Here is a 26,617-nt window from a genome sequence, read left to right as displayed (position 1 = left end):
AGAGGCGCCCGCCGGGGGCGGGGCGGAGGCGCCGGCCGGCGTGACCGCCGGGCGGGAACCGTCGGCGTGGCGCTATGCCCCCCTCCCCGTCCCTTCGTATTTCTCCAGGAACGCCTCGGCGGGCAGCGCGCGGAAATCCTCCAGCGCGGCGCGCAGGCGGGCGTGATCCCAATCCCACCAGGCGAGTTGCATCAGACGCTCGGCCACGGCCCGCGGAAACCGCGCGCGCAGGGGCCGGGCGGGCACGCCGGCCACGATCATGTAGGGGGCCACGTCCCCGGTCACGACCGCGCCCGCCGCCACCACCGCGCCGTGGCCGATGCTGAGCTCGGGCCGGATCACGGCGCCATGGCCGATCCAGGTGTCGTGGCCGATCTCGGTGCGGCGGCTTTTTCGGTGCGCGAAGAAGGCGTCGTCCCGCTCCGCGTCGTCCCAGTAATCGTGGGAGCGGTAGAGGAAGTGATGCAGCGAGGCGTTTCCCATCGGGTGATCGGTGGGCCCGATCCGGGTGAAGCTGGCGATATTGGCGAACTTGCCGATCGTCGCGTTGGCGATGTCGGCGTAGCGGTCGCAATAGGAATAGTCGTCAAGCGCGGAATAGGCCACGCGCGACCCCTGCCCGATCTCGACATAGCGGCCGAAACGGCTGTCGGTGAGGGTGCAGTCGGGATGGATGACGGGTTTGTCCGGGTTCAGGCGGGGCATCGGAACCTCCAGCGTTGCGACGGCGGCGAGCGCACCGCCGTTTTGAGTATTTTTGCCAAGAAGAAGGGGGCGTGTCAGTGCCCGCCCGCATCGCCGCGGATCAGGCGGCGGCGCAGCCAGCCGGAGAGCCAGTCCATCAGCATCACCATCAGCACGATCAACACGATGTAATAGCTGACCTCCTCCCAGTCCTTCTGGGTGATCATCGCCTGGGTCAGAAGCAAGCCGATGCCGCCGCCGGTGATGGCGCCGATGATGGTGGCGCTGCGGGTGTTGGATTCGAGGTAGTAGAGCACCTGGCTGAGCAGCACCGGCGTGATCTGAGGGATCACCCCGAAGCGGTAGCGCTGCACGGGGCGCGCGCCGGTGGACTGCACCCCCTCGATCTGTTTCGCGTCGACGTTTTCCAAGGCCTCGGAGAACATCTTGCCGAAGCTGCCGGTGTCGGTGAGCAGGATCGCCAGCGCACCGGTCATCGGACCGGGGCCGAAGGCGCGGCTGAGCACGATCGTCCAGATCAGCCCGTCCACCCCGCGCAGGAAGTCGAAGACCCGGCGCATGCCGAAGCGCAGCGCGCGCAGCGGCGCGAAATTGCGGGCCGCGAGAAAGGCCAGCGGCAGGGCGATCAGCGCCGCCCCCATGGTGCCGAGAAAGGCCATCAGAACGGTTTCGAAGATCGCCCAGGCGACCTCGCCGTGGCGCCACATGGGGTTGGACCAGAAATCCTGCGCCGCGCCGACGATATTGGGGCGCGCGGGGTCCAGCCGCACGCCGGCGAGGATCTCGCTCAGCGCGGCGCCGTGATAGGGGCTGTCGAGGGTGAAGAAGAACAGCTCCCAGCCGGTGAAATAGCGGAACACCTCGGTGCGATTGCGGGTGACGGTCAGGCGGCCGGCCTCGGTGGCTACGGCAAGGCGGTTTTTCGACAGGCTGATCCAGCCGGGCAGATTGCCACTCAGGTTGGTCTCGACGCCGCGCGCGCCCGGCGCGGCCAGGATCGGGCCGAAGCCGGGCACGTCGTAGCGCACCGCCTCGCCGGCATAGGTCACCACATGGCCGCCGCCGAGGTCGATCACCGTGTCATTGCCCAGGCTGACCCAATCGGGCGCGGTGCCCGGCGGATAGGTCCCCTTGCGCTCGCCCTCGATGGCGATGGTCAGCTCGCCGGTGCGGTTGTCGCGGGCGACATGGGTCTTGTAGCTGTAGCTGTCGGCGGCCAACGCGCGGGCATTGTCCATGCGCGCGCGGTCGTAGAGCCCGGGGATGTCGAAGGCGACGAAGACACAGGCGAGATAGGCGAGGATCGCGGCCGGGACGGCGAAGGCCAGCAGGCGCTTGCCGGCGAAGAGGCGGTCGGCCTCGTCCTTGAGCAGGGCGGTGGCGTCGGTCATGCCCGGCCTCCGGTGGTGAGCCTGTTGCGGAGATGGCCGGAGATCTGGTCGAAGGCGACGATCGCGCCGAAGAGCAGCAGGAAGATCGCTGCGGCCTCGTCGAACTTGCCCTGCCCCCAGGACATGGCGTTCTTCAGCTCGTAGCCGATGCCGCCGGCGCCGACGAAGCCGAGGATGGCCGAGGCGCGGATATTGATCTCGAAGCGCAGCAGCGCGTAGCTGAGATAGTTGGGCGCGACCTGCGGGATCACGCCCAGCCACATCCGCTGGATCCAGGTGGCACCAACCGATTCCAGCCCCTCGACGGGTTTGAGCGAGGCGTTCTCGTTCACCTCGGAAAACAGCTTGCCCAGCGCGCCGGCGGTGTGGACGGCGATGGCGATCATCGCCGGCACCGGGCCGCCGCCGAGCACGAAGATCAGCACCAGCGCGATCACGATCTCAGGGATGGCGCGCATGATGTCCATGCCGCGGCGGAACGCCGGGATCAGCCGGGGAAAGCGCGCCAGCCCGCGGGTGGAGAGCAGCGACAGCACCAGCGCGCAGAGCGCGCCGACCAGCGTGGAGACGGCGGCGATGTTGACGGTCTCGACCAGCGCGGGGAAGAAATGCAGCAGATGCCCGGGCAGCAGGTCGGCCTTTTCCCAGGCCTCGCCCACCACCTGCGCGGGGAAGTCGAAGACATTGGCGATGCCGTCCCGGAAGCCGCCCGCGTTGCGGTCCTCGGCCAGGACGAAGCCGGAGGCCATCAGCGCGGCGAAGATCGCCAGCGCGAGGCCGCCATACATGCGCTTGCGGCGGGTCAGGACCATGTAGTGGTCGCGGATGTCGGGGCTGCCCCCGTGGGGTCCGACAAGGGGTTCTGCCATCTTTCTGCTTTCGGATGGGAAACGGGCCCCGCGCGGCGCGGGACCCGTCGGAAGGTTGGAAACCTCAGTTCGACTTGGCCTTGCGCGCCTCGATGATCGAGAGATAGGCGTCGTGGCCGATCGGCATGAAGCCCTTGGAGTCACCCGCGGCCACGCCGTAGTAGCAATCGGGGTCCATCGAGGCGAGCGAGGCCATCAGCGCGGTCACCTTGACCTTCGTGTCCTCGGGCAGGACCTTGCGCAGCACGACCGGGCCTTCCGGGATCGGCTTGGAGCGCCAGATCTCGACCAGGTCGTTCATGTCGATGAGGCCCGCATCCACCGCCTTGCGCAGCGCGCCCGAGTTGTAGCCGTCCTCCCAGTTGCCCAGACCGTCGGCCCAGGTCACGCCGGCGTCCACGTCGCCGTTGTTCACGGCGACGATGGTCTGCTCGTGACCGCCGGTGAACTTCACCTCGCCGAAATAGTCGCCCGACTGCATCGAGGCGCCGATCTCGGCCGGGATCTCGATCGAGGGGATCAGGTAGCCGCTGGTCGAGTTGGGATCGCCGAAGCCGAAGACCTTGCCCTTGACGTCGGCGAGCGAGGCGATGCCGCTGTCCTTGCGGGCGAAGCCGATGGAATGGTAGCCGTAGCTGCCGTCGACGTTGACCTTGACCAGCACCGGCTCGACCGCCTCGGGGTCTTCGAGATAGGTCTTGGCATAGCCCGAGGCGCCCAGCCAGGCCATGTCGATGGTGCCACCCAGCAGGCCCTGGATCACGCCGTTGTAGTCGGCCGGCGCGAACAGCTTGGTCTCGACGCCCAGCAGTTCCTCGGTCTTGGCGCGCAGGCACTCGTTCGAGTTCAGGCGGTCCTGGGCGTTCTCGCCGCCGAGGATGCCGATGCGGAATTCGGTGATCCCGCCGCCGTGGCTTTCCGAGAGGGCGGGGCCGGCCAGGGCGGTGGTGGCCACGAGGGCCGCGAGCAGTCTTTTCATCGTCTTTCTCCAGGTTGAACTTGCCCCGCCGGTGCGCCGGGACGGATGAAATCTCAGATGGTCTCCGGCGTCCGCAGCCTGCCCGGCGCAGGGGTGTTCAGCGCGTCGAGCGAGGTCGAGGTGGCGGATTCGGTGAAGCTTGCGTCGGCGCCGTAGATGTCGCGCGCGACCCCGGTGGTCAGCTGCGCGGGCGTGCCGTCGAACACGATGCGGCCGTCGCGCATCCCGATCACCCGGTCGCAATAGCGCCGCGCGGTGTCCAGCGTGTGCAGGTTGGCAATGACCATGCGCCCGTCCTCGCGGTTGATGCGGTAGAGCGCCTCCATCACCACCTGCGCGTTCATCGGGTCGAGGCTGGCGATGGGCTCGTCGGCCAGGATGATCCTGGGGTCCTGCATCAGGGCGCGGGCAATGGCGACGCGCTGCTGCTGGCCGCCCGACAGCGCCTCGGCGCGCTTGGCGGCCTGCTCGGCGATGCCCAGCCGGTCGAGGAGGTCGATGGCGCGGTGGATGTCGGCCCGGGGAAAGAGATTGAAGACGGTGGCGAGGGAAGAGCGCCGGTTCAGCGTGCCATGCAGCACGTTGGACACCACGTCCATGCGCGGCACCAGGTTGAACTGCTGGAAGATCATCGCGCAGTCGGATTGCCAGGCGCGCCGGTCACGGCCCTGCAACCCGAGGATATCGCGCCCCTCGAAGCGGATGGCGCCGGCGCTGGCGTCGGTCAGGCGGTTCACCATCCGCAGGAAGGTTGATTTCCCCGCCCCCGAGCGCCCGATGATGCCCACGAAGGCGGGCCGGTCCACCGTGAAGGAGACGTTGTCCACGGCGACATTCCGGCCGAAGGTCTTGGTCACGGTCTCGACGCTAAGCAGCATATCGTCCCCTTTGCAGCCACTTGGGGCCGGATACAGGCCGCGGACGACGGGGCCGTTGCAGTTTGCTGAAGCTTTTGTAACGACGCCGGGCGGCGCGGGACGTTTGCCCTGCTCGTCGAACATGCTAACTGCCTCAGGGCGGCGCGGGCCGCGCAATGTCACAAAGGCGGAAGGGTGAGCTGAGGTGGACGCATTCGAACCGGGATCGACGAACGCCCTTGCCCTGCGCCAGTGCCTGGGGCGCTACGCCACCGGGGTGGCGGTGGTCACCACACAGGCGCCCGGCGGGCCGCTGGGGATCACGGCCAACAGCTTCGCGTCGGTCTCGCTCGATCCGCCGCTGGTGCTGTGGTCGCCGGCGAAACGCTCGGCCCGGTTCGCCGCGTTCCGCGCGGCGCAGGATTACGCCATCCATGTGCTCACCGCGGAGCAGGAGCCGCTGGCGCGCCGCTTCGCGCGCGCGGGCCACGGGTTCGAGGGGCTCGACTGGCGGGCCGGCCCCGGCGGGGTGCCGTTGCTGGAGGGGGTGCTGGCGCGGTTCCTGTGCCGGCAGGAGGCGGTGCACGACGGCGGCGATCACGCGATCATTGTCGGGCGCGTCCTGGAGGCGGTGCAGCGCGAGGGCGCGCCGCTGGTGTTTCTGGGCGGAAGATACGGCGGCTTCGCCCCCTTCGCGTGACGGCGCCTTCCAGGCAGGACGGGCGGACCTCGCGACGAGGGCAGAGGCCGCCTGTGGCGGCCCGGCGAAAGGGCCGGATGGTGCCCGTTCCGGCTGCACGCGCCCGGCATCGCGCCCCACCGCCAAGACCGTTGCCCCACCCGCCTGTTCGCGCAGCGCGGCGCGCGCGTCCCGGCCGCCGCGCGAGACGGGCCAATTCATCGAACGGCTTGAGAGGCTCCGCCCGGAACGCAAACGGGCGGCCCGCCAGGGCCGCCCGCAAGATCGCGTGACGTCGCGATTACTGGAAGGTGCTCAGGTAGGCGATGACCGCGGCGCGGTCCTCGTCCTTCTTGAGGCCGGCGAAGGACATCTTGTTGCCCTGGATGTAGCCCTTCGGATTGGACAGGAACTCGTCCAGTTTCTCGGGGGTCCAGACCAGGCCACCCGCGCCGGCGTCCACGACGCCGCCCGAGTATTTGAAGCCCTCGGCGGTGCCGGCGGTGCGGCCGACCACGCCGTTCAGGATCGGGCCGGTGCGGTGCTTGGCGTCGTCGCCGACCTGGTGGCAAGCCTTGCACTTCTTGAAGACCTTCTCGCCGTCCTCGATCAGCTCGTGATCGACGGCGGCCACTGCCGCGGCGGCCGGCGCCTCGGTTGCGGCGGCCTCGACCGGGGCGGCCTCCTCGGTGGCGGCGGGCTCGGCCGCGGCCTCTTCGGTGCCTTCCTCCTGCGGGGTCACGTCCAGAACCGCGGCGCGCATGGTGATTTCCACGCTCTCCTTGCAGTTTTCCATGCAAGGCTCGGGGTTCCAGAAATGCGCCTCCGCCTCGAGACGGTCGTCGATGATGAAGCCATCGGCGTTCGGCATCTCGACCTCGAGGAAGTTCTCCTTCGACAGCACGAACTCATCGTCCACGAGGTCGTTGGAGTAGAGGATGTAGGCGACGATCGCATAGACCTCGTCGGGGCTCAGCGTCTGCGCGTTGCCGAAGGGCATCGAGCGGTTCACATAGTCCCAGGTGGTCGACAGGTAGGGCCAGTAGGAGCCCACGGTCTTCAGCGGGTCCTGGTGGTCCAGCGTGTCCTGGCCGCCGGCCAGTTTCGGCCAGTTGCCCACGCCCTCGGCGAAGTCGCCGTGGCAGACGGCGCAGTTCTCGGCGAAGATCATCTCGCCGTCCTCGACCGAACCCGAGCCCTCGGGCAGGCCGGTGCCGTCGGGGCGCACGTCCTTGTTCCAGGCTGCGATCTCGTCCGGGGTGGCCGGGCGGCCAAGGCCGTATTTGCCGGCCAGAGCGGGGCCCGCGGCCAGCGCCGAGGCCAGCGCCGTGCAGATCACCAGATTACGAAATTTCGACATTCTCTGCCTCCCCGTTCGACTTGACCCACCAAGTCTGGATACAGTTGTTGTGATAGATCGAGTTCAGGCCGCGCACCTCGCGCAGCTGGGCCTTGGTCGGCTGCACATAGCCGGTGCTGTCATGGGCACGGCTTTGCAGGAACATCTCCGAGCCGTCCCATTCGATTTCCAGGTAGAAACGGTGCAGCGCCTTGTTCAGGCTGACGCCGTCCATGCGAGCCTTGTGCCAGGTCTTGCCGCCGTCGGTGGTGACGTCGACGCGCGGGATGGTGCCGCGGCCCGACCAGGCCAGGCCGGTGATGACCAGCGGGCCGGGGCCATGCTTGATCGGCGACTGCGGGCTGGGCGAGGTGATGACCGACTTGGCGTCCATCTCCCAGGTCCATTTGCGCGAGGTGCCGTCGGCCAGCGTGTCGGTGTATTTCGAGGTCTCTTCGCGGCTTTCCACCGGGGCGTCGGTCACTTCGACGCGGCGCAGCCACTTGACCCACATGTTGCCTTCCCAGCCCGGAACCACGAGGCGCACCGGGTAGCCGTGCTCCTTGCGCAGGGCTTCGCCGTTGGCCTTGAACGCGATCATCACGTCGTCCAGCGCCTTTTCCAGCGGGATCGAGCGGCCGTTCGACGAGGCGTCGGCGCCCTCGACATAGATCCACTTGGCGCCGGCCTGGATGCCGGCCTCTTCGAGGATCGTGCGCAGCGGGATGCCGGTGTATTCCATGTTGTGGATCATGCCGTGGGTGAACTGCGCGCCGTTCAGCTGCGCGCCGGCCCATTCCATGCCCGTGTTGGCGGCACATTCGCAGAAATACACGCGGTTTTCCCGCGGGAAACGCTCCAGGTCTTCGTAGGTGAAGACCAGCGGCGTGTCGACCAGGCCGTTGATCATCAGCCGGTAGTCGTCCTTGCTCAGTTCGATCGCGCCCGAGTGGTGACGCTCGAAGGCGCAGCCCTGCGGCGTGATCGTGCCGTCAAGCGCGTGGATCGGCGTGAAGTTGATCGACGAGATCGTGTCGGCGGTCAGCCATTCCACGTTGCGGCGCACCACGTCCGATTCGAAGCGGATCGGCAGGCCGTAGGGCGTGGCGTCGACGCCCTCGCCCGTGATCGAGGCCCATTCCTGGACTTCGGTGATCAGCGGGTCGCCCGCTGCATGTGCGGCGCCGCCGGCGGCAACCGCGCCCCCCGCGGCGAGACCGGCTTTCATGAAGCCGCGCCGGGTGGTCGAGGGTCCAGACTTGTCAGTCATTTCTCCAACCTCCTGCAGAGATCAGCACTTTGCGTGCAGAGATGATGGGTTGCTGGGGCGGTGCCGCGCGGGCCCCACCCCGGTTCAAGGGTTACGCGCCGGTGACCTGCACCGACTTGTTGGGATCGACGTGCACGGTGCCGTGACGCTTGATGTAGGTCTCGACCACATCCCAGATCGCCGGCCCCTCGGTGCCTTCGTTCACGCTGGCCCAGCCGGAGACCACATAGGTCTTGGCCGGGTCGACGGCCTCGCCGGTCTTCAGCAGGGTCATGTTGGTGATCCGCTGGCCCTGCGGCTTGCTCACGTCGATGTGGTAGCCCATGCCGCCGACCCGCACCATGTCGCCGCCCTGCTGGTAGTAGGGATCGGGGTTGAACAGGTTGTCGGCCACGTCCTCGAGGATCACCTTGATGGTCTCGCCGGTCATCTCCGAGCGGTAGGCGTTCGGGTAGGTCATCGAAGTCGCGTTGAACAGGTCCTCGCGGGTGATCGGCTCGCCCGGCAGCAGGCTCGGGCCCCAGCGGAAGCCGGGCGACATGGCGATATCGGCCTCGCGCTCGTCGATCAGCGCGTTGCAGATCAGGTCGTCCCAGGTGCCGTTGAAGTTGCCGCGACGGTAAAGCAGGCTGTCGGTGGTGCCCAGGACCTCTTCCAGCTCGGCCTTGAAGGGCGCGCGCTCGGCGTCGATCACGGCGGCAACGTCCTTGTCGGCCTCGATCACGTCCGAGAAGATCGGGATCAGCTTGTGGCGGAAGCCCATCAGCTGACCGTTGCGCACGTCGAGGTCGAGGCGGGTGACGAACTTGCCGTTCGAGCCCGAGGCGATCAGCATGGTCTCGCCGACCATCACCGGCTCGGGCAGCGCGTCATGGGTGTGGCCGGTCAGGATCACGTCGATGCCCTGGACCTGCGCCGCCATCTTGCGGTCCACGTCGAAGCCGTTGTGCGACAGCACGACCACCAGGTCGGCGCCGGCATCGCGCACTTCCTGCACCACCTCGTTCATGCGCTCCTCGCGGATGCCGAAGGAGTATTCGGGGAACATCCATTTCGGGTTGGCGATGGGCAGATAGGGGAAGGCCTGACCGATCACGGCGATCTTGGCGCCGCCGCGCTCGAACATCTTGTAAGGCTCGAAGGCGGGCTCGTCCCATTCGGCGTCGAAGATGTTGGCACCCAGGAACGGGAAGTCCAGCCCCTCGACGATCTCTTTCACGCGGTCGCTGCCCAGGGTGAATTCCCAGTGCGAGGTCATCGCGTCGGGCTTGAGCGCGTTCATGATGTTGACCATGTCCTGGCCGTCGGTCTTCAGGCAGGTGTAGGAGCCGTGCCAGGTGTCGCCGCCGTCGAGCAGCAGCGCGTCGGGACGGTCGGCGCGGATCGCGTTCAGCACGGTGGCGACGCGGTCAAGCCCGCCCATCTTGCCGTAACCCTTTGCCAGAGAAACGAAATCCTCATAGGTCAGGGCATAGGCCTCGGGCGTGCCCGCGGTCATGTTGAACAGTTTCAGGAAGTCGGCGCCGGTGACATGCGGCGGCAGACCGTTCACCGCGCCCACGCCGAGATTGATCTCGGGCTCGCGGAACCAAATGGGCTTGGCTTGGGCGTGAATATCGGTAACATGCACCAGCGTGACGTTGCCGAAAGTGTCGAACTTCAGCAATTCGTCCTGAGTCATAGCCTGCTGGGCCGCCAGTTTGGCCCAGTTGCCGATACCGCTTGCGCCATAGATGGCCGAAGCGGCCACAGTGGCTTGCAGGAAGTCTCTCCGCGAAATCATGTCCGTCGTCTCTCCGTTCAAGATGCCCCTGTCCGGCCGGCTCACGCTGCGCGTGCCAGTCGTCAGGGGCCAGTAAAGGAACTAACGAATACCCCGCGCGAGGAAGCCCCGCGCGGGGAGGAAAAGCTTAGTTGCGGACCGACGGGCCCTCGACCGACAGGCCGTTGCCGCGCGAGGCGACGTAGAGCTCGAGCGCGATGAACTCGGGCGAGCCTTCCTTGAAGGTCTCGGCACGGGTGTCGCGGACACAACCCTTGAAGCGGTTGTGGATCGAGTTCAGCTTGGCGTTCTTCAGACGATAGGCCGGGAAGCCGTTGATCTGCCCCTGGCTGAGATGGTCTGCACGAATCAGGTTGTCGTAGTTCTGCTCGTGGCAGTTGGCGCAGGAGAGATCCAGTTGGCCGAAGCGCGTGTAGTAGATCTCCTTGCCCTTCTCCCAGATCTCCTGAACCGGGCCGTCGATGGCGACGTTCACCGGCATGCCGCGCGACTGAACGGAGATCAGCGCCGTCATGTTCACCATCGGGCCGGCATTCCAACCCCATTTCTCGGCGCCCATGCGGTTCTCGCGGCAGTCGTTGATCTGCATCTCCAGCGTGCGCAGTTCGCCCGCGGCTTCGTTCCACTTCGGATAAACCGCGCGGACGCCGGCCATTCCCTCTTCCGGCGTGCCGTGGCAGGAAGCGCAGGACTTGCCTTCGGAGCCATCGACCTGATCCCAGGTTTCCCGCGCCTGATCGACGAAGATCATGCCCGGATTGTCGAAGTCGTCCATCTGCAGGGCCTGGGTCTCTTCCGAACGGAAGGTCCAGCCCGAACGGATCTCATCGATATTCTCCATGTGCGCCGGCGCCTTGGTCCGGGTCACGATCTCGATGTCGCCGTTGATGATCAGCTCCGAATCTTCAGCCGCGGCGACAGCGCCCGCGCTGAGCGCGAGCACTGCCAGTGCGGATGTGAGCGATTTGAGTTTCATGCGTTTCCTCCCTGTATGAAACAATCGCTTAGCCGATCGCGATCGATTTCGCGTCTTCGTAGACCGAACCGTCGTCGTCGTACCAAGTGAACTTGAATTCACCGGCCGCATCGACGCGGGCCTCGAATTCGAAGTAGGGGTTGGTCGAGATCGCCGGCTCAAGCGTCACGTCGATGACGTTCTGGCCGTTGAAGTCGCAGGTGAAGCGGTTGATGATCGAGCGCGGGATCAGGTTGCCGTCGCCATCCTTGCGCTGGCCCGATTCCATCGTGTGGCTGATCAGCGTCTTGATGGACACCGATTCGCCGGCAGCAGCCGATTTCGGGACCTTGACGCGGGGTTTAACACCAGATGCCATTTGTTCTGTTCTCCTGAGATTAGCCGCCGCAGCCGCCGATGGTGACCTTGACGGTATTCTGAGCGCGCACGAAGCTGCCATCGGCCATCTTGGCAATGGCGATCACGTCCTGCGTGCCGGCCAGACGGATACGGGTCGATGCGTATTGCGACGCCGCCGCCGGGCCAAAGTTGAAGGTGCAGACGGCCGGGGTCGGGTTGCCCGAGGCCAGCACCAGAATCGAAACCGCGCCGGGTGCGTCGACGCTGATCGGAACGGTGTTGCCGTTTTCAGCGATCTCGGGCGAGGTCAGCGTCACGCCACCTTCGCCGATTTCGGCACCGCCGGTGAAGGCCGCGATGCTCTCGTCAACGGCAGCCAGGGCGCGGATGGGCAGAGCCAGGGTGGCCGCTGCTGCGGCGCCCAGAGCGATTGCCCCACGTCTTGTCAGTTCCATTTCTTTCTCCTTGTTCAGCAGAGGATCCCTGCGGATCACTCCTCCTTAAGCGTCATCAGGTAAGCGACGACATCCTCGATCTGCTGCGCCGACAGCAGCGGCGGCATCGGATCGGATTTCGCGGCCTTGCCCGTGTAAGCGTCACCGGGCCGGTTGTAGCCGGTGGTCTGGTAGTAGGCGGGCATGACGGTGCCCTCGAAGGTCTTTTTCGAGTTGGCGACGATGCCGCGCAACTCTGCCTCGTTCCAACGGTCGGCAACGCCGTCCAGCACCGGGCCGACCTCCCCGTGGAATGGCACATCCTCAGCCATCTCGCTGATCGCGTGGCACGAGACGCAGTTGCCGAGGCTCTTGGTGCCCATCACCTTGCGGCCATTGGCCGGATCCCCGGCGACGCCGGTCAGCGATTGCTCGACCGCACCGTAGTCATCGAACTTGACGTCCAGCGGGGCCACTTCTGCGGCCGATACGAGGCTCGCGCCTGCGAACAGGCATGCAGCACTCAGGATTGCGCGTTTCATAAAGACTCCTCCCGGTCTCTTTTCCCTTCGGCAAAACCTAATGGAGGTACACGATGGCATGCAACATCAAATCTAATTTTTTGCATACTTGACGAATGACTCTTTGACGCACCTTTGTTGCCGAAACAAACATGCATCAAAGAAACGCCATTATCGGTCCTCGGCGAGCTTCCTTGCCAGGTACTTCTGGAAGTGCTCGTCACCCTCATAGCCCTTTTCCAGGACCCAGTTCAGCAGGCTCTTGGTGGTGCCCTTGCCGAAGGCGCCCGGCATCGTCACCACGGCGGCCTGCGCGGCGGTGCCGCTCTCGGGGGCCACATCGGGCATGAACATCATGGTGGGGGTGAACACCACGCCCCAGCGCACGGCCATGTCCTTCTCGGACATCACCTCACCGTCGAAATCCGTCACCTCGACATCGCCGAACAGATTCATCTGCACGACGAAATAGTTATCCTCGATCAGCGCCTCGATTTCAGGGTCGGGAAACACCTCTTCATGCATCTTCTTGCAGTAGATGCAGCCGCGCTGTTCGAAGATGATCAGCAGGCGCTTGCCCTCGGCATTGGCGTCGGCCAGGTCCTCGGACATGTCCTTGAACGTGTCGCGCAGCCAGGCGGGCTTGTGCAGCCCGTCATCGCCCATCGGCGACGCGCCGAAGGCCGGCAGGCCCAGCCCGATCACGGCCGCGGCCAGAACAGAGGTCAGTCTCATGGTTCGCTCTCTCCCTTTCTCAATGTCTTTGGGCAAGGCCCGCCCCGGCACGGCCGGACGGGCCCTCGCGGATCACCCGATGGTAGCCGAGTCGGGGAAGATCCGGATCATGAAATCGGCGATGTAGGACACCGAATTGGTGGCGATGAGAATCGCGAACACGATCAGCATCACCCCCATCGCCTTCTCCACATGGCCCAGATATTTGCGGTTGCGCTGCATCCAGCTCAGGAAGGGCTTGGCGAACAGCGCCGCGACCACGAAGGGCAGCGTCATCGCGCCCCCGTAGACCAGCAGCAGCGCCGCGCCGTGCCAGATATTGCCCATGCCGCTGGCCACCATGAGAATCGCCGCCAGCGCCGGCCCCACGCAGGGCGTCCAGCCGAAGCCGAAGGCAAGCCCCATCAGATAGGCGCCGATGATGGTGGTCGGCTCGGCCTTGGCCTCGATTCGCGCCTCGCGGTAAAGGAAGGGGATTCGCAGGATGCCGAGGAAATGCAGCCCGAACACCAGCAGCATCGCCGCCGCGACGTAGGACAGCGGCTCCTTCCAGGCGCGGAACCCCTGCCCCAGCGCCGTCGCCCCCATGCCCAGGAGGACGAAGATCGAGGTCACCCCGAGGGCGAAGAACACCGCCGAAAGCACCAGCCGCTTCTGTGCGCCGGGCGCGATCGTGTTGTCGCCGCGCAGCTCGGTCATTGAAATGCCAGCCATGTAACAAAGATAGAACGGAACGATCGGCAGGATGCAGGGGGAGAGGAAGGAAAGAATCCCGGCAACCGCCGCCCCGCCAAAGGAAATATCGAGCACCCTGAACCTCCTTGCCGAAGATGCACAAACATATTACGATTTTAAGATGTATAAGGACATCCCGTCGATGAATGCAATATTCCGCGTTGCCCTCCTGGCCCTGCTGGCGACTTTTCTGCTCGCCCCCGCCAGCCGCGCCGATTTGCGGCTGATGATGTTCGAGCAGCAGGGCTGCGCCTATTGCACGATGTGGCACAACGAGATCGGGCCGATCTATCCCAAGACCGCCGAGGGCCGGACCGCGACGCTTGTCACCCAGCAACTGCGCGACAAGCTGCCCGAGGGCGTCTCGATCGTCTCGCGCCCGATCTACACGCCGACCTTCGTGCTGCTGCGCGACGGCCAGGAGATCTGGCGGCTGGAAGGCTACCCCGGCGAGGATTTCTTCTGGGGGCTACTGGGCAAGCGTCTGCAGCAGGAGCCGGAATGGGCCGCCGCCGGAGGCGAGGGCTGATGCGCGGCGCCGGCATGTGCGCCCGAAGCCGCGCGAAATGCCGCAGCCTGCCACTTTATTGGGCGCATGGGGGGCGACAAATGCCGATTTCTGCCCTATGTGTCGCGGATCGGATGAAAAGATGACTCAGATGCCGGATGACGGCAGCGGAAAGAAAGAGGACGGCGCCGGCCCCGACGGCGCCGGGGAGAACGACATGGCAGATGCGATTCATCCCTACGACCTGCGCGCGGACCTGACCTCCGACGGCGCCGCGCCGGTAGACGCGAACAGCATGGTGAGCAAGGCGGAATCGGCCTCGGGGTTCCTCAAGGCCCTGTCGCACGAAGGCCGGCTGATGATCCTGTGCCACCTGTCCACCGGCGAAAAGACCGTGACCGAGCTGGAGAACCTGCTCTCGTCGCGCCAGGCCGCGGTCAGCCAGCAGCTGGCGCGGCTGCGGCTGGAGGGGCTGGTCTCGCACCGGCGCGAGGGCAAGGCGATCTACTACTCGCTGGCCGACGACCGCGCCCGCCGGATGATCGAACTGGTCTACGACATGTTCTGCAGCCCGGCCTGACCCAGGCGACGGCCAGCGCAGGGAGCCCCGCATGGACATCATTCCGATTGGCGCAATCGCCGCGCTGATTGGCCTTGCCACCGGCATCGTGCTGGGGCTGGCCGCCCGGATGGGCGACTTCTGCACATTGGGCGCGATCGAGAACGCCGTCTACGGCGAGGACCAGCGCCGCCTCAGGATGTGGGGCATCGTGCTTGGCACGGCGATCTTCTCAACCCATCTTCTGGCCGCCGACGGCAGGATCGACCTCGGCGCCACGGTCTATCACGCGATCGAATGGAACCCGCTGGCCAGCATCGTGGGCGGCGCGGTGTTCGGCTATGGCATGGCGCTGGCGGGCAATTGCGGCTTCGGCGCGCTGGCGCGCTTCGGCGGCGGCGACCTGCGCTCGCTGGTGGTGGTGATGGTGGTCGCGGTGTTCGGTTTCATCACCCTCAACGGGCCGCTGGCGCAGCTGCGCGTGCTGCTGTTCCCGCAGGTCACCGCCGAGCAGCCGCAGGGCTATGCCGATTTCGTCTCCGCCCAGCTCGGCCTGCCGCCGCTGCTGTTCGCGACGCTGGTTTCCGCGGCGCTGGCAATCTGGGCGCTGTCGCATCCGCCGCTGCGCGAGACCCCGCGCCAGATCGCCTGGGGCGTCGCCGCCGGCCTGGCGGTCAGCTTCGCGCTGTGGGGCACCTCGGCGCTGCACGACGCCACCTTCGGCGCGATCCCGGTCGAGGGGCATACCTTCACCGCGACGCTGGGCCGCAGCCTGATCTGGCTGATGACCTCCTCCTCGGGCGGGCTGAGCTTTTCGGTGGGCTCGGTCGCGGGCGTGCTGGCCGGCGCCTTCCTCGGCTCGACGCTGAAGGGCATGTTCCGCTGGGAGGCCTGCGAGGACCCGCGCGAACTGGGCCGCCAGATGGGCGGCGCGGCGCTGATGGGCATCGGCGGGGCGGTCGCGATGGGCTGCTCGGTGGGCCAGGGCGTCACCGGCTTCGCCACGCTGGCCTATTCCGCGCCGGTCACGCTGGGCGCGATCTATCTCGGTGCGGTGTTCGGGCTGCGCCGCCTGATCCAGGGCTTCGAGCCCGACTGACCGGCACCGCGCGCCGCGCCCCCCGCACTGTTACGTTTCAGACGCACTCGCAAAAAATTGTATTTCGGGGGATGAAATCGTGCCCCTGCCCTGCCAGAGTGATCCGAAACATATGGCCGAAAAGGGTCTGAGGGATATGCGAGCATTTCTTTTGATTGCCATTACCATCGCGACCGCCTCGTGCACGAGTGAGTTCTCGTCCTTCAGCGAGGGCGCCCCGGCGACATTGGACACGGCCAACCGCGCCTACTACCCCAACGACGAGATCCTCGTCGAAGCCAAGGCCCAGTTCCGCGAGCGCAATTTCGGCAACTCCTACCGCCTGTTCAAGAAGGCCATCGACGTCGCCCCCGAGGATCCGCAGGCCTGGCTGGGCTTTGCCGCCTCCGCCGACATGCTGCGCCGCTTCGACAAGTCGGACTATGCCTACCGCAAGCTGCAGCCGACCATCGGCAACCGGGTCGAGTTCCTGAACAACTACGGCTATTCGCAGCTGCTGCGGGGCAACCTGCGCACCGCGCGCAGCTATTTCCTGAAAGCCTATGAAATCGACCCGGAGAACGAGGTCACGGCCAACAACCTCGAACTGCTCCGCAATTCGGTGAACTACCAGAAACGGGCGCCCGGCGATCTGAAGGGCATCTGAGCCCCGCGCCCGCCAAGCCCCGGGGGGGGAACCGGCATGGCCGCCCTGGCACTTTCCGCGCTCGTGATCCTGGTCTACGGCCATATCGCCTGGACCGACTTTCAGCACTACCGCGTCAGGAACGCGATGGTGCTGGTTCTGATCGCCCTCTACCTTCCGTTCTCCCTCGCGCTGGGCTGGGCACCTTTGCGCGGCGATCTTCTGGCCGGGGCGATCCTGTTCGCCCTCGGCTTCGGCTTCTGGCTGGCGGGGCTGATGGGCGCTGGCGACGCGAAGCTCGGCTTTCCGGTGGGGCTGTTCTGCGGGGTGCAGGGCCTGGGCGCCTATGCCGTGCTGCTGCTGGGGTTCTCGGCGCTCCTGCTGGTGCTGATCAAGGCCGCCCCGCGGCTGGACCGCCGCGGCTGGCGAATCGGGCGGCGCCTGCGGGAGATCGAGGCGCAGGGCCAGGTGCCCTACGCCCCGCCCATGCTCGGCGCGGGCAGCGTCACGCTCGCGCTGCGCGCACTGCAGCAGATCGGCTAGACCCGCGCCAGCGGCGCGAGGCCGCTTGAAAATGGGTGCCAAGGCTGATCTGATGGAAACCACACGCGGTATCGTCCAGGTCCGGAGCCGGCCCGCCCTACCCCGTTTCGCCGCGCCCCAGCCGGCCACGCGCATGTCAGCCGCCCCCCGGCGGCGAGGAGGATGCATGAAACGGTTTGCCCGATCCGAGGACGGCTTCGTCTATGTCATGGTGTTGCTGTTCATCCCCGTGTTGCTCGGCGTCGCGCTGCTGGTCATCGACATCGGCCGCGGCAACAACGCCCATTCCGATCTCTATGCGACGGCGGACGCGGTCGCGCTGGCCGGGGCGCGCGAACTGGATGGCGGGAGCGATGCCATCGACCGCGCGAAGGCGGCGATGGGCCAGTTGACCAACACCGTCAACATGCTGGCCCCCTCGGGCGGGGACATGCATATCGACCTCGTCTATGCCGGCAGCAACGACGAGCATTTCGAGGTCGCCTTCCTGACCGAAATCCCCAGCGAGGACCACATCCCCATCGACGCGGCCTGGCGGGCGGCGCATCAGCCGGCCACGCAAGCCGAGGCGCAATATGTCTGGGTGCGGGCCAAATCCGGGCAGAACCATCCGCTGAGGCCGATCTTCGCCGTGTTCGAGGGCATCGTCGGGCCCATCCCGATCGCGGCGACCGCCGTGGCCCGCGCCCAGAGCGCGGCCTGCAATGTGACCCCGCTCTATATCTGCAACCCGTTCGAGGGCGACGGGATCGTCGATCTGCAGACGGGTTTCGCCAATGGCGACCTGCATGGCCGCCTGTTCAAGCTCCACCCCAAGGGCAACGACACCGAGCGGCCCGGCAACTTCGGCTTCCTTGAGGTCAAGGACAGCCCCGGCGCGGATGCGATCCGCGACATTTTCGCCGGTGAACCGAACCCGACCTGCTACGAATCCGGTCAGGTCACGACCAAGCCCGGCGCCTCGACCTCGATCCGGCAGGGCATCAACGTCCGCTTCGACATTTTCGACGCCTCCTACTCTCCGAGGGATTTCAGCCCCGCCCTGAACGTCAGGAAGGGCTACGTCCCCAAGAACCTGAACAATCCCAAAGCCTGCGACACCGAACCCTGGACCGACCCGAACCTTGGCGATGACATCTTCGCCGGCTTCCCCGACAACGAGACCATGGTCACGCCGACCCAGGGCGCCCTGGGCGCCACCATCGGCGAGGGCAACTGGGACGCTGACCGCTACTGGGAACTCAACCACGGCAACGCGACCCTGCCCGCCGACATGTATCAATCGTTCTACAACACGTCCGGCCCCGGCGCGATTGGCCCGTCGCGCTATGACGTCTACCGCTACGAGATCGACCAGCAGACCTCGAACCAGACCCTGGACGACGAGGGCGATTGGTTCACCTGGGGGGCTGGCGAGGGCGAAAGCGGCCAACCGATCTGCAGCGCATCGGTCAACAGCGCCGTGCCGCCCAGCGACGAGCCCGACCGGCGTGTGGTCTTCGCCGCCATCATCGACTGCCTGTCGGAGGCCGGCCAGGGCAAGACAGACTTCAACGTCAACAGCTACGCCAGCATCTTCCTGGTCTCGCCCATGGCCAGGGATCCCTCCGACCCGTCCCTCGACTCCACCATCGACGTCGAGATCATCGACATCACCGGATATGGCGGCAACGGAACGCTGGACACCTTCGTACGCGACGAGGCCGTGCTGGTGCGATGACCCGAGGCCGGGGGCCGGAGGCGCCCCCTTCCGCCGAGCGTCGGCGCCCGGCCCCATCTGAAACAATCAAGGCCGTTTTGCCACAATGGGTTCATTACATTAACAATCGGTAATGTTTTGTTGACTTTGAAAAAACTGAGGCTGAAACTTGATTTAGATCATAAGGACTTTACCGGCCTTGAGGCACAATTTGGACACAAGGTGAAGACTCGACATCGAGCATCACCGACGCCGGCACAGGCGAAAATGTATTCTGAGGGTAAGGAGGGACGCTATGCTCAGACTGATTACGATGATCACGATTTTCACGCAGTTCAAACGCGACGAGAAGGGCCTCGCGCTGACGGAATACCTCATTCTGCTGGGCCTGCTCACCGCCGCGGTGATCGCGGCTGTGCTGCTGTTCGGCGAGCAGCTCGGCCTGCGCTGGCAGAGCTGGGCCGACTGGATGAGCAACACCGACCTGGGCGCCCCCAGCTAATCGCGGGGACGGCAGCGTCAATGAGCAAGCAGGAGCAACGGCGGCCTCGTGCCGCCGTCGTTCCGGCAGGAAGGCGCCTACTTCCTTTCCGCGGGGCCGTGGCCTTTCAATCGCGCAAGACGAACGACAGTCGGCGCCGGTTCATCCCGCAGCTGTCAAAAATGTCTGTTCAAATCAGTGATCCCCAAGCAAGATCAACAAAAGACGGCTTTGAAACGGGGATCTGGGGAGAGCTTCCATGCGGTCAACCACACTTCTCAGCCTGCTGATCGCGGCCATCCTGGCCGTGGTCGCCGTGGTCGGCGCGCGGACTTGGCTTAACGAGGAGCGGCAGCGCCTCTTTTCCGAGGTCCGCCAGTCCGACTCGGACAAGGCGGAAGAACACCGCACCATCGTGATCGCCGAAGAGGCGCTGCAGTTCGGCGAGAGGATCACCCGCGAAAAGCTGCGTGAGATCGAATGGGCCAGCGACGTCACGCCGCGCGGCTCCTATGAGCGGGTCGGCCAGATCGTAACCAGCGACAAGGAGGAGGACGCGCGCTTCGTGGTCTCCTCGATGGAGCCGGGCGAGCCGGTCCTCGCCTCCAAGATCACCGAGCCCGGCCAGCGCGCGAAACTGTCGACCTCGGTGACCCCCGGGATGAAGGCGATGTCGATCCGCGTGAACGACGTGCAGGGCGTGGCCGGCTTCGTTCTGCCCGGCGACCGCGTCGATGTCATGCTGACCCGCGCCTCCCGCCGCGCCGGCGACGAGGGCTATGTCGACGTGCTGCTGCAGGGGGTCAAGGTTCTGGCCATCGACCAGATCGCCGACGACCGCAAGGACCAGCCCAGCGTGGTGCGGACCGTCACCTTCGAGGTCAATACCGAGGAGGCGCAGAAACTGACGCTGGGCGCCAGCATCGGCACGCTGTCGCTGGCTCTGCGCAACATCGCCTCGACCGAGGTCGAGGACATCCGGCGCGTCACCCTGAGCGACCTGGGCGATCTCGACGTCGCCGAGGATCTCGTCCCCGCGCCCGAAGAGCCCAAGACCAACGAGGAGCTGGAACGGCTGAGCGCGCTGGAAGAGTTGCTAAAAGGATTCACTGCCGGTTTTTCTGAACGCATGGACAGCGTCGAGGCAAGCATTCAGAACCAGGAACCTGTAATAATCGAAAAAGAGGTCGTCAAAGAGGTCGAGGTCCCGGTCGAAGTGCCGGTCGAAGTTCCCGCCAAGGTGACACCGCCGGCACCGCGCGTGCAGACCACGATCGGGGTCATCCGGAACGGACGCCGCGACGAATACCGGGTCCTGACGGAACCGGACGGCCAATAATAACGCCCCTGCCGGCGCGCGGGATCCGATCTTCCCGCCGACCAAAGGGGCCTGTGGCAGCATACCAGCGATCGGAGCCGAGAGAATGAGCTTCTTCCAGAAAACATCACCGCGGGGCCTGAGCAGCCTCTTCGCCGCGGCGCTGATGGCGGGGGGACTCGCCCTTGGCTCCGCGTCCGCGTCGGCCCAGACCCGCCTGATCGACATCGCCGACGGGCAGGTTTCCAACGTGATCATCTCGCCGGGGCACACCCTGACCATCGAGACCGACGAGCCCTTCGCGAATATCGTGATCGGCAACACCGACGTGGTCGACGTGTTCCCGCTGACCGAGACCTCGCTCTACCTGCAGGCCAAGAACAGCGGCTTCACCAATGTCACCCTCTACAACGACGCGCAGAAGCTGCTGGAGGTGATCGATATCCGCATCAAGGTCGATTACACCGAGCTGCGGACCGCGATCGGCCGGGCCGTGCCCAGCGCGCAGGTGGAGGTCACCAACGTCAACGACCGCATCCGCCTGTCGGGTACGGTGAAGGACAACGTCGATCTCGGCCGGGTGCTGGAGATCGCCGACCAGTATTCCACCGAGCCGGTGGTCAACGCGCTGCGCGTGGCCGCCGCGCAGCAGGTGCAGCTCGACGTCCGCATCCTCGAGGTCAACCGCAATTCCGGCCGCGAGCTGGGGGTAGAACTGACCGGCACGAAACAATCCTCGGGATTGCAGCGCTTCAGCACCGGAGCCAACGCCGCGACCAGCGTCGCGCCCTTCGGCAACGCGGTCGGGCATCTGCTGTCGATCTCGGGCACCAGCGTCGATTATGTGATCAACGCGCTCGAGGAAAAGGGCCTGGCACGGCGCCTGGCCAACCCCTCTCTGGTCACCACCAGCGGGATCGAGGCGAATTTCGTGGTCGGCGGCGAGATCCCGATCGACAAATCCATCATCGAGGATGGCGAGGTCGCGACCGAGACCGGCTACCGCGAATACGGCGTGCGGCTGAATTTCCTGCCCACGGTGCTGGACAACAACCTGATCAGCCTGCGGATCAGCCCCGAGGTCAGCGATGTGGACACCTCGCTGACCGTCAACGGTCAACCTGCCTTCATCTCGCGCAAGGCCGAGACCACGGTCTCGCTGCGCGACGGGCAGAGCTTCGCCATCGCGGGCCTGCTGCAGGCCAGCAACGAGCGCAACGTCGAGCAGGTGCCTTGGCTGGGCCAGGTGCCGGTCCTCGGCGCGCTGTTCCGCTCCACCGCCTTCCAGAAGCGCGAAACCGACCTGGTCATCCTGGTGACCCCGCACCTGGTGCGCCCCGCCGCGCCGGACGAGCCGCTGCGCTCGCCGCTGGACGACGCGCGCTCCAGCGACGATGTCGAGCTGTTCCTGCTGGGCATGCTGGAGGTGGACCGCCAGCTGCTGCGCCGCTTTGCCGAGGGCGATGGCGTGATCGGGCCCTACGGCCACATGATTGACTTGGAGTTCGAAGATGGTCTCATCGAGAAGAAGTAGGCTGCTGGCCGCCCTGGCCGCCATCGGCGTTCTGTCTGCCTGCGCGGATTACGGCAACCACTGGGACACCGTGACCTTTCGCGCCGGCAACGCGATGAGCCACAATTCCGGCGTGCAGGAGATCTCTCCCTGGCCGCGCCACGTGGAGGACACGACGATCGAACATGGCGGGTGAGCCTTTCGGGGGACTCCGAACGCATTACGGACGGCACGCGGCGCCGGCAGGGGCCGCGGAAACTCCAGGAGGGACGCGATCCAGCCCTGAATATCTGAAACCCGAACGGTGTAGGGCAGATGGCCAGCAGAGCGAGAGCGAGACAGAAACTTCGTCAGGACGAGACCGGATCGGTTCTCACCGAAGCGCTGTTGCTATTGCCTTTCCTGACGATCTTTTCCATCGGCGTTCTGGAATTCGGGAATGTCCTGTGGCAGCGCCACCAGCTTCAGACCGGGGTGCGCGACGCGGCGCGCTACTGGTCCAGGTGCCAGCCGGCGCAGCCGGGCTCAAATCCCCCGTTCTACAGCTGGTGCTCGGTCGCCATAGCGCAGAACATCGCCTTCTACGGAAAGCCCAACCCGACCGGCGCGGACAACCCGCGCGTTCCCGGTTGGACCGACCCCGCCGACCTCACGATCGCACCCGTCCCCCAGCCCAGCCACCCCGCCTCGACCGACCTGGTGACGGTCACGGGGACGCTGGACTACCTCGGCTCGCCGCTGTTCGGGGCGCTGCAAATCCCGATCATCGAAATCGAATACACCCATACGGAGCGGTATGTGGGATGGTGAGGCGGCGAGGCATACGCGCCTTTGCGCGCAACGAGACCGGGGCGACCCTCGTCGAGGGGCTGCTGGTCTTTCCGATCCTGTTGATCGTGTTCTCGGCGCTGATCGAATTCGGCTTTGCCGTGTTCCAGTGGAACCAGGCGGTCAAGGCCGTCCAGCTCGGCGCGCGGCTGGCCGCCGTGTCCGACCCTCTGGCCACCGACATGACGCCCCTGACCGCCGATTATTCCGGCAACGAGGGCCGGGAGACCCCCTCGACCCCGGTCACGGTGAGCTGCGGCGCCGGCACGACGCCCTGCGACGGCGCGCGGCTGAACCGGCTGGTCTATGGCAGCGACGGGGTCTGCGACGGAAGTTTCGGCACCTCGATGCCGGGGATGTGCGATTTCAACGAATATATCCGGCCCGCCAACATCCGGGTATCCTACCAACGTAGCGGCCTGGGTTATATCGGGCGGCCCTGGGGGCCGGTCGTCACCATCACGCTGGAGCTCGATGGCCTGCACTTCAACCTGCCGTTCATGGGGGCGCTGTTGGGCGTCAACGAGATGACCATCCCGGCCCACCCCGTCACCGTTACCAGTGAAGACTTGTGCAGCAGTATCGCCTGCTGACGTGAAAGCGAAGAGTGCCGAATGACCTCATTCAGTCTTTATAATGTCCTACTTGTCAGCGCCACGGATGAGGGCGGCAGGGGCATTGAGGAAATGATCTCGAAGTCGCCGCACTACCGCGTGGCCGGCGTGCGTGCCGACAGCATCGGCAAGGCGCGACCGGATTTCGAGCCGGACATCATCATCGTCGATGTGGAGCGGATCGGCGAGATGGAGGTCGATACGCTCAATCACTTGCACGGGGAATTCAACGATGTCCCGCTGATCGTGACCTCGGAGCCGCTGGCGCAGGAAGACGTGCACCGCCTGATCAAGCTGCGCATCCATGACTGGCTGCTCAAGCCGGTCGATCAGGGCAAGCTCGTCTCCGTCCTGCAATCGGCGGTGCGGACGGCCAAGGCGGTCCAGAACAAGGTGCATGCCGTCATCTCGACGGTGGGCGGGGCGGGCGCGACGACCATCGCCGTCTGCATGGCCGATCTCATGGCCAACAAGCTGCTGAAGAAAAAGGCGAATGTCGCGCTGTTCGATCTCGACTTCTCGACCGGGAACTGTGGCTATGTGCTGAACATGGTGAATTCCTACAACCTCGAATCCGTGGCCTCGAACCCGAGCCGGATCGACGCGGAATTCATCAACCTGATCCAGCAGAAACACGACCGCGGCTTCTACGTCTATTCGTTCAAGCGCCCCGACATCAACACCGAGCTCGACGGGTTCGAGCTGGTCCTGCGGATGCTGGATTCGGTATCGCTGCAACACGACCACACGGTGCTCGACATTCCGTATTACGAGACCGACTGGAAGAGTGAGGTGCTGTCCGGCGTCAACTCCTGCACGCTGGTGACCGAGATGAACCTGCCGGCGCTCAAGCATTGCCTCGACATGCTGCGCCGGATCCGCGAGATCCGCGGTGATGAGTTCAAGGTCAACGTCGTGGTCAACAAGGAGACGCGAAAGCTGTTCGAGCACAGGATCAGCCGCGCGAAGCTGCGCGAACTGTTCGGCAACATCCCGATCTTCTACCTCCCCGACGACAAGGATATCATCGAGGAAAGCGTGGACCGCGGCGTGGTGCCCAGCGATGTCAGCCCGCGCTCGCGCTTCGTCAGGGCGTTGGCCGGATACCTCAAGACCATCGGGATTGGAGGCGAGAATTGACGGCGGAACCTGTCTTCAGGCTGTTGCGGGCGGTTGTGGCGGGGGCGTTGTGCCTGGCCGCCGGCGTCGCCGCGGCGGCGGCCGGCCCGGCGGCGGCCCCGCCGCCCCTGCCCGCCGCCGGCCTAAACGCGCCGGCCGGCCTCACGCGCGCGTCCGAACGCGCGCGGGTGCCGCGATCGCACGGGCCCGAGACTATGCAGATCGTCCCCTACCCCACGGCCGAGGCGCCGGGCACGATCATCATATCCAACGCCGACCGGACGCTGCACCGCGTGCTCGGCGACGGCATGGCCGAGCGCTATGTGATCAGCGTCGGGCGTGACGGCTTCGTCTGGACCGGGGTCACCACCGTCGGGCGCAAGACCGAATGGCCGGGCTGGCGCCCCCCCTCGGCCATGCGCGCGCGCCAGCCCTCGCTGCCCGAATATGTGCCGCCGGGCCCGTTCAACCCGCTGGGCGCGCGCGCCCTCTACCTGTTCCAGGGCGGGCGCGACACGCTTTACAGGATACATGGAACGAATAATGCTGCCTCTATCGGGGGCTACGAGACATCGGGCTGCTTTCGCCTGTCCAACGCCGATGTCATCAGCCTATTCAGCAAGGTCCGGACGGGTACGAAAGTCATTGTCAAGTAACCGATCTTTGGAGGGCGCAACACCATGACGGGACGTTTTTTCCACGGCGTGACCGGGCACGGGGCGCAGAACACGACCCAGGACGAGCCCCTGATCCTGAGGAACGAGGCGGGCGCCACCGAGGCCGAACAGGCCGCGAGGAAAGCCGACAAGAAACGCGGCAACGGCCCGGATTTCGTGTCCGAGCGCGTCAGCCTGCACCGCTACCTGCTGGACAAGATCAACCTCGGCGTGCTCGACACGATCGAGGAGAAGGAACTGCACGACGAGTTGCGCCCGCTGGTCCGCGACTATGTGAAGATGAACAACTTCCCGCTCAACGCGCGGGAACTGGACGCGCTGATCTCGGACATCGCGGACGAGATCCTGGGCCTCGGCCCGATCGAGCCGTTGCTCGACGACGAGACCATCTCGGACATCCTGGTGGTGGGCTACAACAAGGTTTATGTGGAGCGCTTCGGCCGGCTGCAGGAAACCGAGGTGCGCTTCAAGGACGAAGAGCACCTGATGCGGATCATCAACAAGATCGTGGCCTCGGTCGGCCGCCGCGTGGACGAATCCTCGCCGCTGGTGGACGCCCGCCTCGCCGACGGCTCGCGCGTCAACGTGGCCGTGCGTCCGGTCGCGGTGGACGGGCCGCAGGTCTCCATCCGGAAATTCGCGAAGCGCCCCTTCGACCTCAACCGCCTGGTCAAGGTCGGCACGCTGGCGCAGGCGATGGCCGACCTGCTGGCGATCGCGGTGGAGGGCAAGGTCTCGATGGTGGTGTCGGGCGGCACCGGCTCGGGCAAGACGACGCTTTTGAATGCGCTGTCGTCCTATATCCCGCACGAGGAACGCCTGGTCACGATCGAGGACGCGGCGGAACTTCAGCTTCAGCAGCCGCATGTGGTGCGCCTTGAGACGCGGCCCCCGACGGTGGACGGCCGCAACGAGATCATCCAGCGCGACCTGGTGAAGAACGCCCTGCGGATGCGCCCCGACCGCATCATCGTCGGCGAGGTGCGCGGCGCCGAGGCCTTCGACATGCTGCAGGCCATGAACACCGGCCACGAGGGCTCGATGACCACAATCCACTCCAACAGCCCGCGCGACGCGCTGGGGCGGATGGAGCAGATGGTCGGCATGGCCGGCATGCCGATGACCCAGAACGCGATCCGGGTGCAGATCGCCTCGGCCATCGACCTCATCGTCCAGCTCTCGCGGATGCGCGACGGCAGCCGCAAGGTCGTCTCCATCGCCGAGATCACCGGCATGGAGGGCGACGTGATCCAGACCCAGGAAATCATGACCTACAAGCGGCTCGGGGTGGACGACGACGGCAAGGTGCGGGGCGAGTTCCGGGCCACCGGCATCCGGCCCCGGTTCCTGGATGCGGTCGGCTCCATGGGGCTGACCATCGACAAGTCGGTGTTCGACCCGACCAAGGTGCTCTGAGGGCCG

Annotated in this window: 30 protein-coding genes; 16 read left to right on the top strand and 14 right to left on the bottom strand. The window is 65.8% G+C overall.

Features of this window, described 5'->3' with window-relative positions; all coding sequences use genetic code 11:
• Positions 1 to 72: 72 nt before the first annotated feature.
• The 5 genes from KCI33_RS03810 to phnC all read right to left on the bottom strand — a co-directional run bounded on the left by KCI33_RS03810 (position 73) and on the right by phnC (position 4,819).
• A complete protein-coding gene (locus KCI33_RS03810; protein WP_212523432.1) occupies positions 73 to 705 on the bottom strand; it encodes a chloramphenicol acetyltransferase in 633 nt (210 codons plus the stop codon).
• A gap of 74 nt (positions 706 to 779) precedes the next feature.
• Positions 780 to 2,096 (bottom strand): phosphonate ABC transporter, permease protein PhnE, encoded by a 1,317-nt coding sequence (gene phnE, locus KCI33_RS03805; protein ID WP_212523431.1) that lies wholly within the window; start codon positions 2,094 to 2,096, stop codon positions 780 to 782.
• The gene (phnE, locus tag KCI33_RS03800; protein WP_212523430.1) at positions 2,093 to 2,965 is read right to left on the bottom strand and encodes a phosphonate ABC transporter, permease protein PhnE; all 873 of its coding nucleotides are present in this window, start codon (positions 2,963 to 2,965) and stop codon (positions 2,093 to 2,095) included. The genes phnE (KCI33_RS03805) and phnE (KCI33_RS03800) overlap by 4 nt, the downstream gene beginning before the upstream one ends.
• Positions 2,966 to 3,029: 64 nt before the next feature.
• A complete protein-coding gene (gene phnD, locus KCI33_RS03795) occupies positions 3,030 to 3,944 on the bottom strand; it encodes a phosphonate ABC transporter substrate-binding protein (protein ID WP_212523429.1) in 915 nt (304 codons plus the stop codon).
• Between the two features lie 53 nt (positions 3,945 to 3,997).
• Entirely contained in the window at positions 3,998 to 4,819 is an 822-nt protein-coding gene (gene phnC / locus KCI33_RS03790; RefSeq protein ID WP_212523635.1) for a phosphonate ABC transporter ATP-binding protein, read from the bottom strand.
• A gap of 187 nt (positions 4,820 to 5,006) precedes the next feature.
• Between phnC and KCI33_RS03785 the strand changes: the two genes are divergently transcribed.
• Positions 5,007 to 5,501, top strand: a complete 495-nt coding sequence (locus KCI33_RS03785; RefSeq protein WP_212523428.1) for a flavin reductase family protein — start codon at positions 5,007 to 5,009, stop codon at positions 5,499 to 5,501.
• 280 nt (positions 5,502 to 5,781) lie between these two features.
• Here the strand turns inward: KCI33_RS03785 and KCI33_RS03780 are convergent, their stop codons facing one another.
• The 9 genes from KCI33_RS03780 to KCI33_RS03740 all read right to left on the bottom strand — a co-directional run bounded on the left by KCI33_RS03780 (position 5,782) and on the right by KCI33_RS03740 (position 13,687).
• Positions 5,782 to 6,840, bottom strand: coding sequence for a c-type cytochrome (locus tag KCI33_RS03780; protein ID WP_212523427.1), 1,059 nt, complete (start codon positions 6,838 to 6,840; stop codon positions 5,782 to 5,784).
• A complete protein-coding gene (soxC, locus tag KCI33_RS03775) occupies positions 6,824 to 8,089 on the bottom strand; it encodes a sulfite dehydrogenase (protein WP_212523426.1) in 1,266 nt (421 codons plus the stop codon). Before soxC ends, KCI33_RS03780 begins: the two co-directional genes overlap by 17 nt.
• 91 nt (positions 8,090 to 8,180) lie before the next feature.
• Positions 8,181 to 9,872 carry a thiosulfohydrolase SoxB gene (gene soxB / locus KCI33_RS03770; RefSeq protein ID WP_212523425.1) on the bottom strand — a complete coding sequence of 564 codons (1,692 nt, stop codon included), beginning with the start codon at positions 9,870 to 9,872 and terminating at the stop codon, positions 8,181 to 8,183.
• 127 nt (positions 9,873 to 9,999) lie between these two features.
• The gene (gene soxA / locus KCI33_RS03765) at positions 10,000 to 10,848 is read right to left on the bottom strand and encodes a sulfur oxidation c-type cytochrome SoxA (protein ID WP_212523424.1); all 849 of its coding nucleotides are present in this window, start codon (positions 10,846 to 10,848) and stop codon (positions 10,000 to 10,002) included.
• 28 nt (positions 10,849 to 10,876) lie between these two features.
• Complete coding sequence (soxZ, locus tag KCI33_RS03760) at positions 10,877 to 11,206, bottom strand: thiosulfate oxidation carrier complex protein SoxZ (protein ID WP_212523423.1); 330 nt, start codon at positions 11,204 to 11,206, stop codon at positions 10,877 to 10,879.
• A 19-nt stretch (positions 11,207 to 11,225) separates the two neighbouring features.
• Positions 11,226 to 11,642: a thiosulfate oxidation carrier protein SoxY gene (soxY, locus tag KCI33_RS03755; protein WP_212523422.1), complete on the bottom strand. Its 417-nt coding sequence runs from the start codon at positions 11,640 to 11,642 to the stop codon at positions 11,226 to 11,228.
• Positions 11,643 to 11,677: 35 nt separating this feature from the next.
• Positions 11,678 to 12,163, bottom strand: a complete 486-nt coding sequence (soxX, locus tag KCI33_RS03750) for a sulfur oxidation c-type cytochrome SoxX (protein WP_212523421.1) — start codon at positions 12,161 to 12,163, stop codon at positions 11,678 to 11,680.
• A 150-nt stretch (positions 12,164 to 12,313) separates the two neighbouring features.
• On the bottom strand, positions 12,314 to 12,877 hold the full coding sequence (locus tag KCI33_RS03745) for a thioredoxin family protein (RefSeq protein WP_212523420.1): 564 nt from the start codon (positions 12,875 to 12,877) through the stop codon (positions 12,314 to 12,316).
• Positions 12,878 to 12,949: 72 nt separating this feature from the next.
• Positions 12,950 to 13,687 (bottom strand): cytochrome c biogenesis protein CcdA, encoded by a 738-nt coding sequence (locus KCI33_RS03740; protein WP_212523419.1) that lies wholly within the window; start codon positions 13,685 to 13,687, stop codon positions 12,950 to 12,952.
• 46 nt (positions 13,688 to 13,733) lie between these two features.
• Here KCI33_RS03740 and KCI33_RS03735 point away from each other — a divergent pair, with 46 nt between their 5' ends.
• The 15 genes from KCI33_RS03735 to KCI33_RS03665 all read left to right on the top strand — a co-directional run bounded on the left by KCI33_RS03735 (position 13,734) and on the right by KCI33_RS03665 (position 26,611).
• Entirely contained in the window at positions 13,734 to 14,141 is a 408-nt protein-coding gene (locus tag KCI33_RS03735) for a thioredoxin family protein (RefSeq protein WP_212523418.1), read from the top strand.
• 274 nt (positions 14,142 to 14,415) lie between these two features.
• Positions 14,416 to 14,700 carry a metalloregulator ArsR/SmtB family transcription factor gene (locus KCI33_RS03730; RefSeq protein WP_212523634.1) on the top strand — a complete coding sequence of 95 codons (285 nt, stop codon included), beginning with the start codon at positions 14,416 to 14,418 and terminating at the stop codon, positions 14,698 to 14,700.
• A 31-nt stretch (positions 14,701 to 14,731) separates the two neighbouring features.
• Positions 14,732 to 15,778 (top strand): YeeE/YedE family protein, encoded by a 1,047-nt coding sequence (locus KCI33_RS03725; protein WP_212523417.1) that lies wholly within the window; start codon positions 14,732 to 14,734, stop codon positions 15,776 to 15,778.
• Between the two features lie 136 nt (positions 15,779 to 15,914).
• On the top strand, positions 15,915 to 16,424 hold the full coding sequence (locus KCI33_RS03720) for a hypothetical protein (RefSeq protein WP_212523416.1): 510 nt from the start codon (positions 15,915 to 15,917) through the stop codon (positions 16,422 to 16,424).
• A gap of 36 nt (positions 16,425 to 16,460) precedes the next feature.
• Positions 16,461 to 16,946, top strand: a complete 486-nt coding sequence (locus KCI33_RS03715; RefSeq protein WP_212523415.1) for a prepilin peptidase — start codon at positions 16,461 to 16,463, stop codon at positions 16,944 to 16,946.
• Between the two features lie 166 nt (positions 16,947 to 17,112).
• Positions 17,113 to 18,666, top strand: a complete 1,554-nt coding sequence (locus tag KCI33_RS03710) for a TadE/TadG family type IV pilus assembly protein (RefSeq protein ID WP_212523414.1) — start codon at positions 17,113 to 17,115, stop codon at positions 18,664 to 18,666.
• Between the two features lie 274 nt (positions 18,667 to 18,940).
• Positions 18,941 to 19,147: a hypothetical protein gene (locus KCI33_RS03705; protein ID WP_212523413.1), complete on the top strand. Its 207-nt coding sequence runs from the start codon at positions 18,941 to 18,943 to the stop codon at positions 19,145 to 19,147.
• Between the two features lie 238 nt (positions 19,148 to 19,385).
• Complete coding sequence (gene cpaB, locus KCI33_RS03700; protein ID WP_212523412.1) at positions 19,386 to 20,465, top strand: Flp pilus assembly protein CpaB; 1,080 nt, start codon at positions 19,386 to 19,388, stop codon at positions 20,463 to 20,465.
• 85 nt (positions 20,466 to 20,550) lie between these two features.
• On the top strand, positions 20,551 to 21,978 hold the full coding sequence (locus KCI33_RS03695; RefSeq protein ID WP_212523411.1) for a type II and III secretion system protein family protein: 1,428 nt from the start codon (positions 20,551 to 20,553) through the stop codon (positions 21,976 to 21,978).
• A complete protein-coding gene (locus KCI33_RS03690; RefSeq protein ID WP_212523410.1) occupies positions 21,956 to 22,153 on the top strand; it encodes a hypothetical protein in 198 nt (65 codons plus the stop codon). Before KCI33_RS03695 ends, KCI33_RS03690 begins: the two co-directional genes overlap by 23 nt.
• 119 nt (positions 22,154 to 22,272) lie before the next feature.
• Entirely contained in the window at positions 22,273 to 22,767 is a 495-nt protein-coding gene (locus KCI33_RS03685) for a TadE/TadG family type IV pilus assembly protein (protein WP_212523409.1), read from the top strand.
• On the top strand, positions 22,761 to 23,378 hold the full coding sequence (locus KCI33_RS03680; RefSeq protein ID WP_212523408.1) for a TadE/TadG family type IV pilus assembly protein: 618 nt from the start codon (positions 22,761 to 22,763) through the stop codon (positions 23,376 to 23,378). The genes KCI33_RS03685 and KCI33_RS03680 overlap by 7 nt, the downstream gene beginning before the upstream one ends.
• Before the next feature lie 21 nt (positions 23,379 to 23,399).
• Entirely contained in the window at positions 23,400 to 24,539 is a 1,140-nt protein-coding gene (locus KCI33_RS03675; protein WP_212523407.1) for a hypothetical protein, read from the top strand.
• Positions 24,536 to 25,174, top strand: coding sequence for a L,D-transpeptidase (locus tag KCI33_RS03670; RefSeq protein ID WP_212523406.1), 639 nt, complete (start codon positions 24,536 to 24,538; stop codon positions 25,172 to 25,174). Before KCI33_RS03675 ends, KCI33_RS03670 begins: the two co-directional genes overlap by 4 nt.
• 24 nt (positions 25,175 to 25,198) lie before the next feature.
• Positions 25,199 to 26,611, top strand: coding sequence for a CpaF family protein (locus KCI33_RS03665; protein ID WP_212523405.1), 1,413 nt, complete (start codon positions 25,199 to 25,201; stop codon positions 26,609 to 26,611).
• Positions 26,612 to 26,617 lie beyond the last annotated feature (6 nt).

It is taken from the genome of Actibacterium sp. MT2.3-13A (assembly GCF_018139985.1).
In the GTDB taxonomy this organism is placed as follows: domain Bacteria; phylum Pseudomonadota; class Alphaproteobacteria; order Rhodobacterales; family Rhodobacteraceae; genus JAGSOU01.
Note: the sequence above shows the minus strand (reverse complement) of the source record. Positions and strands in the feature narration are given on the sequence as shown.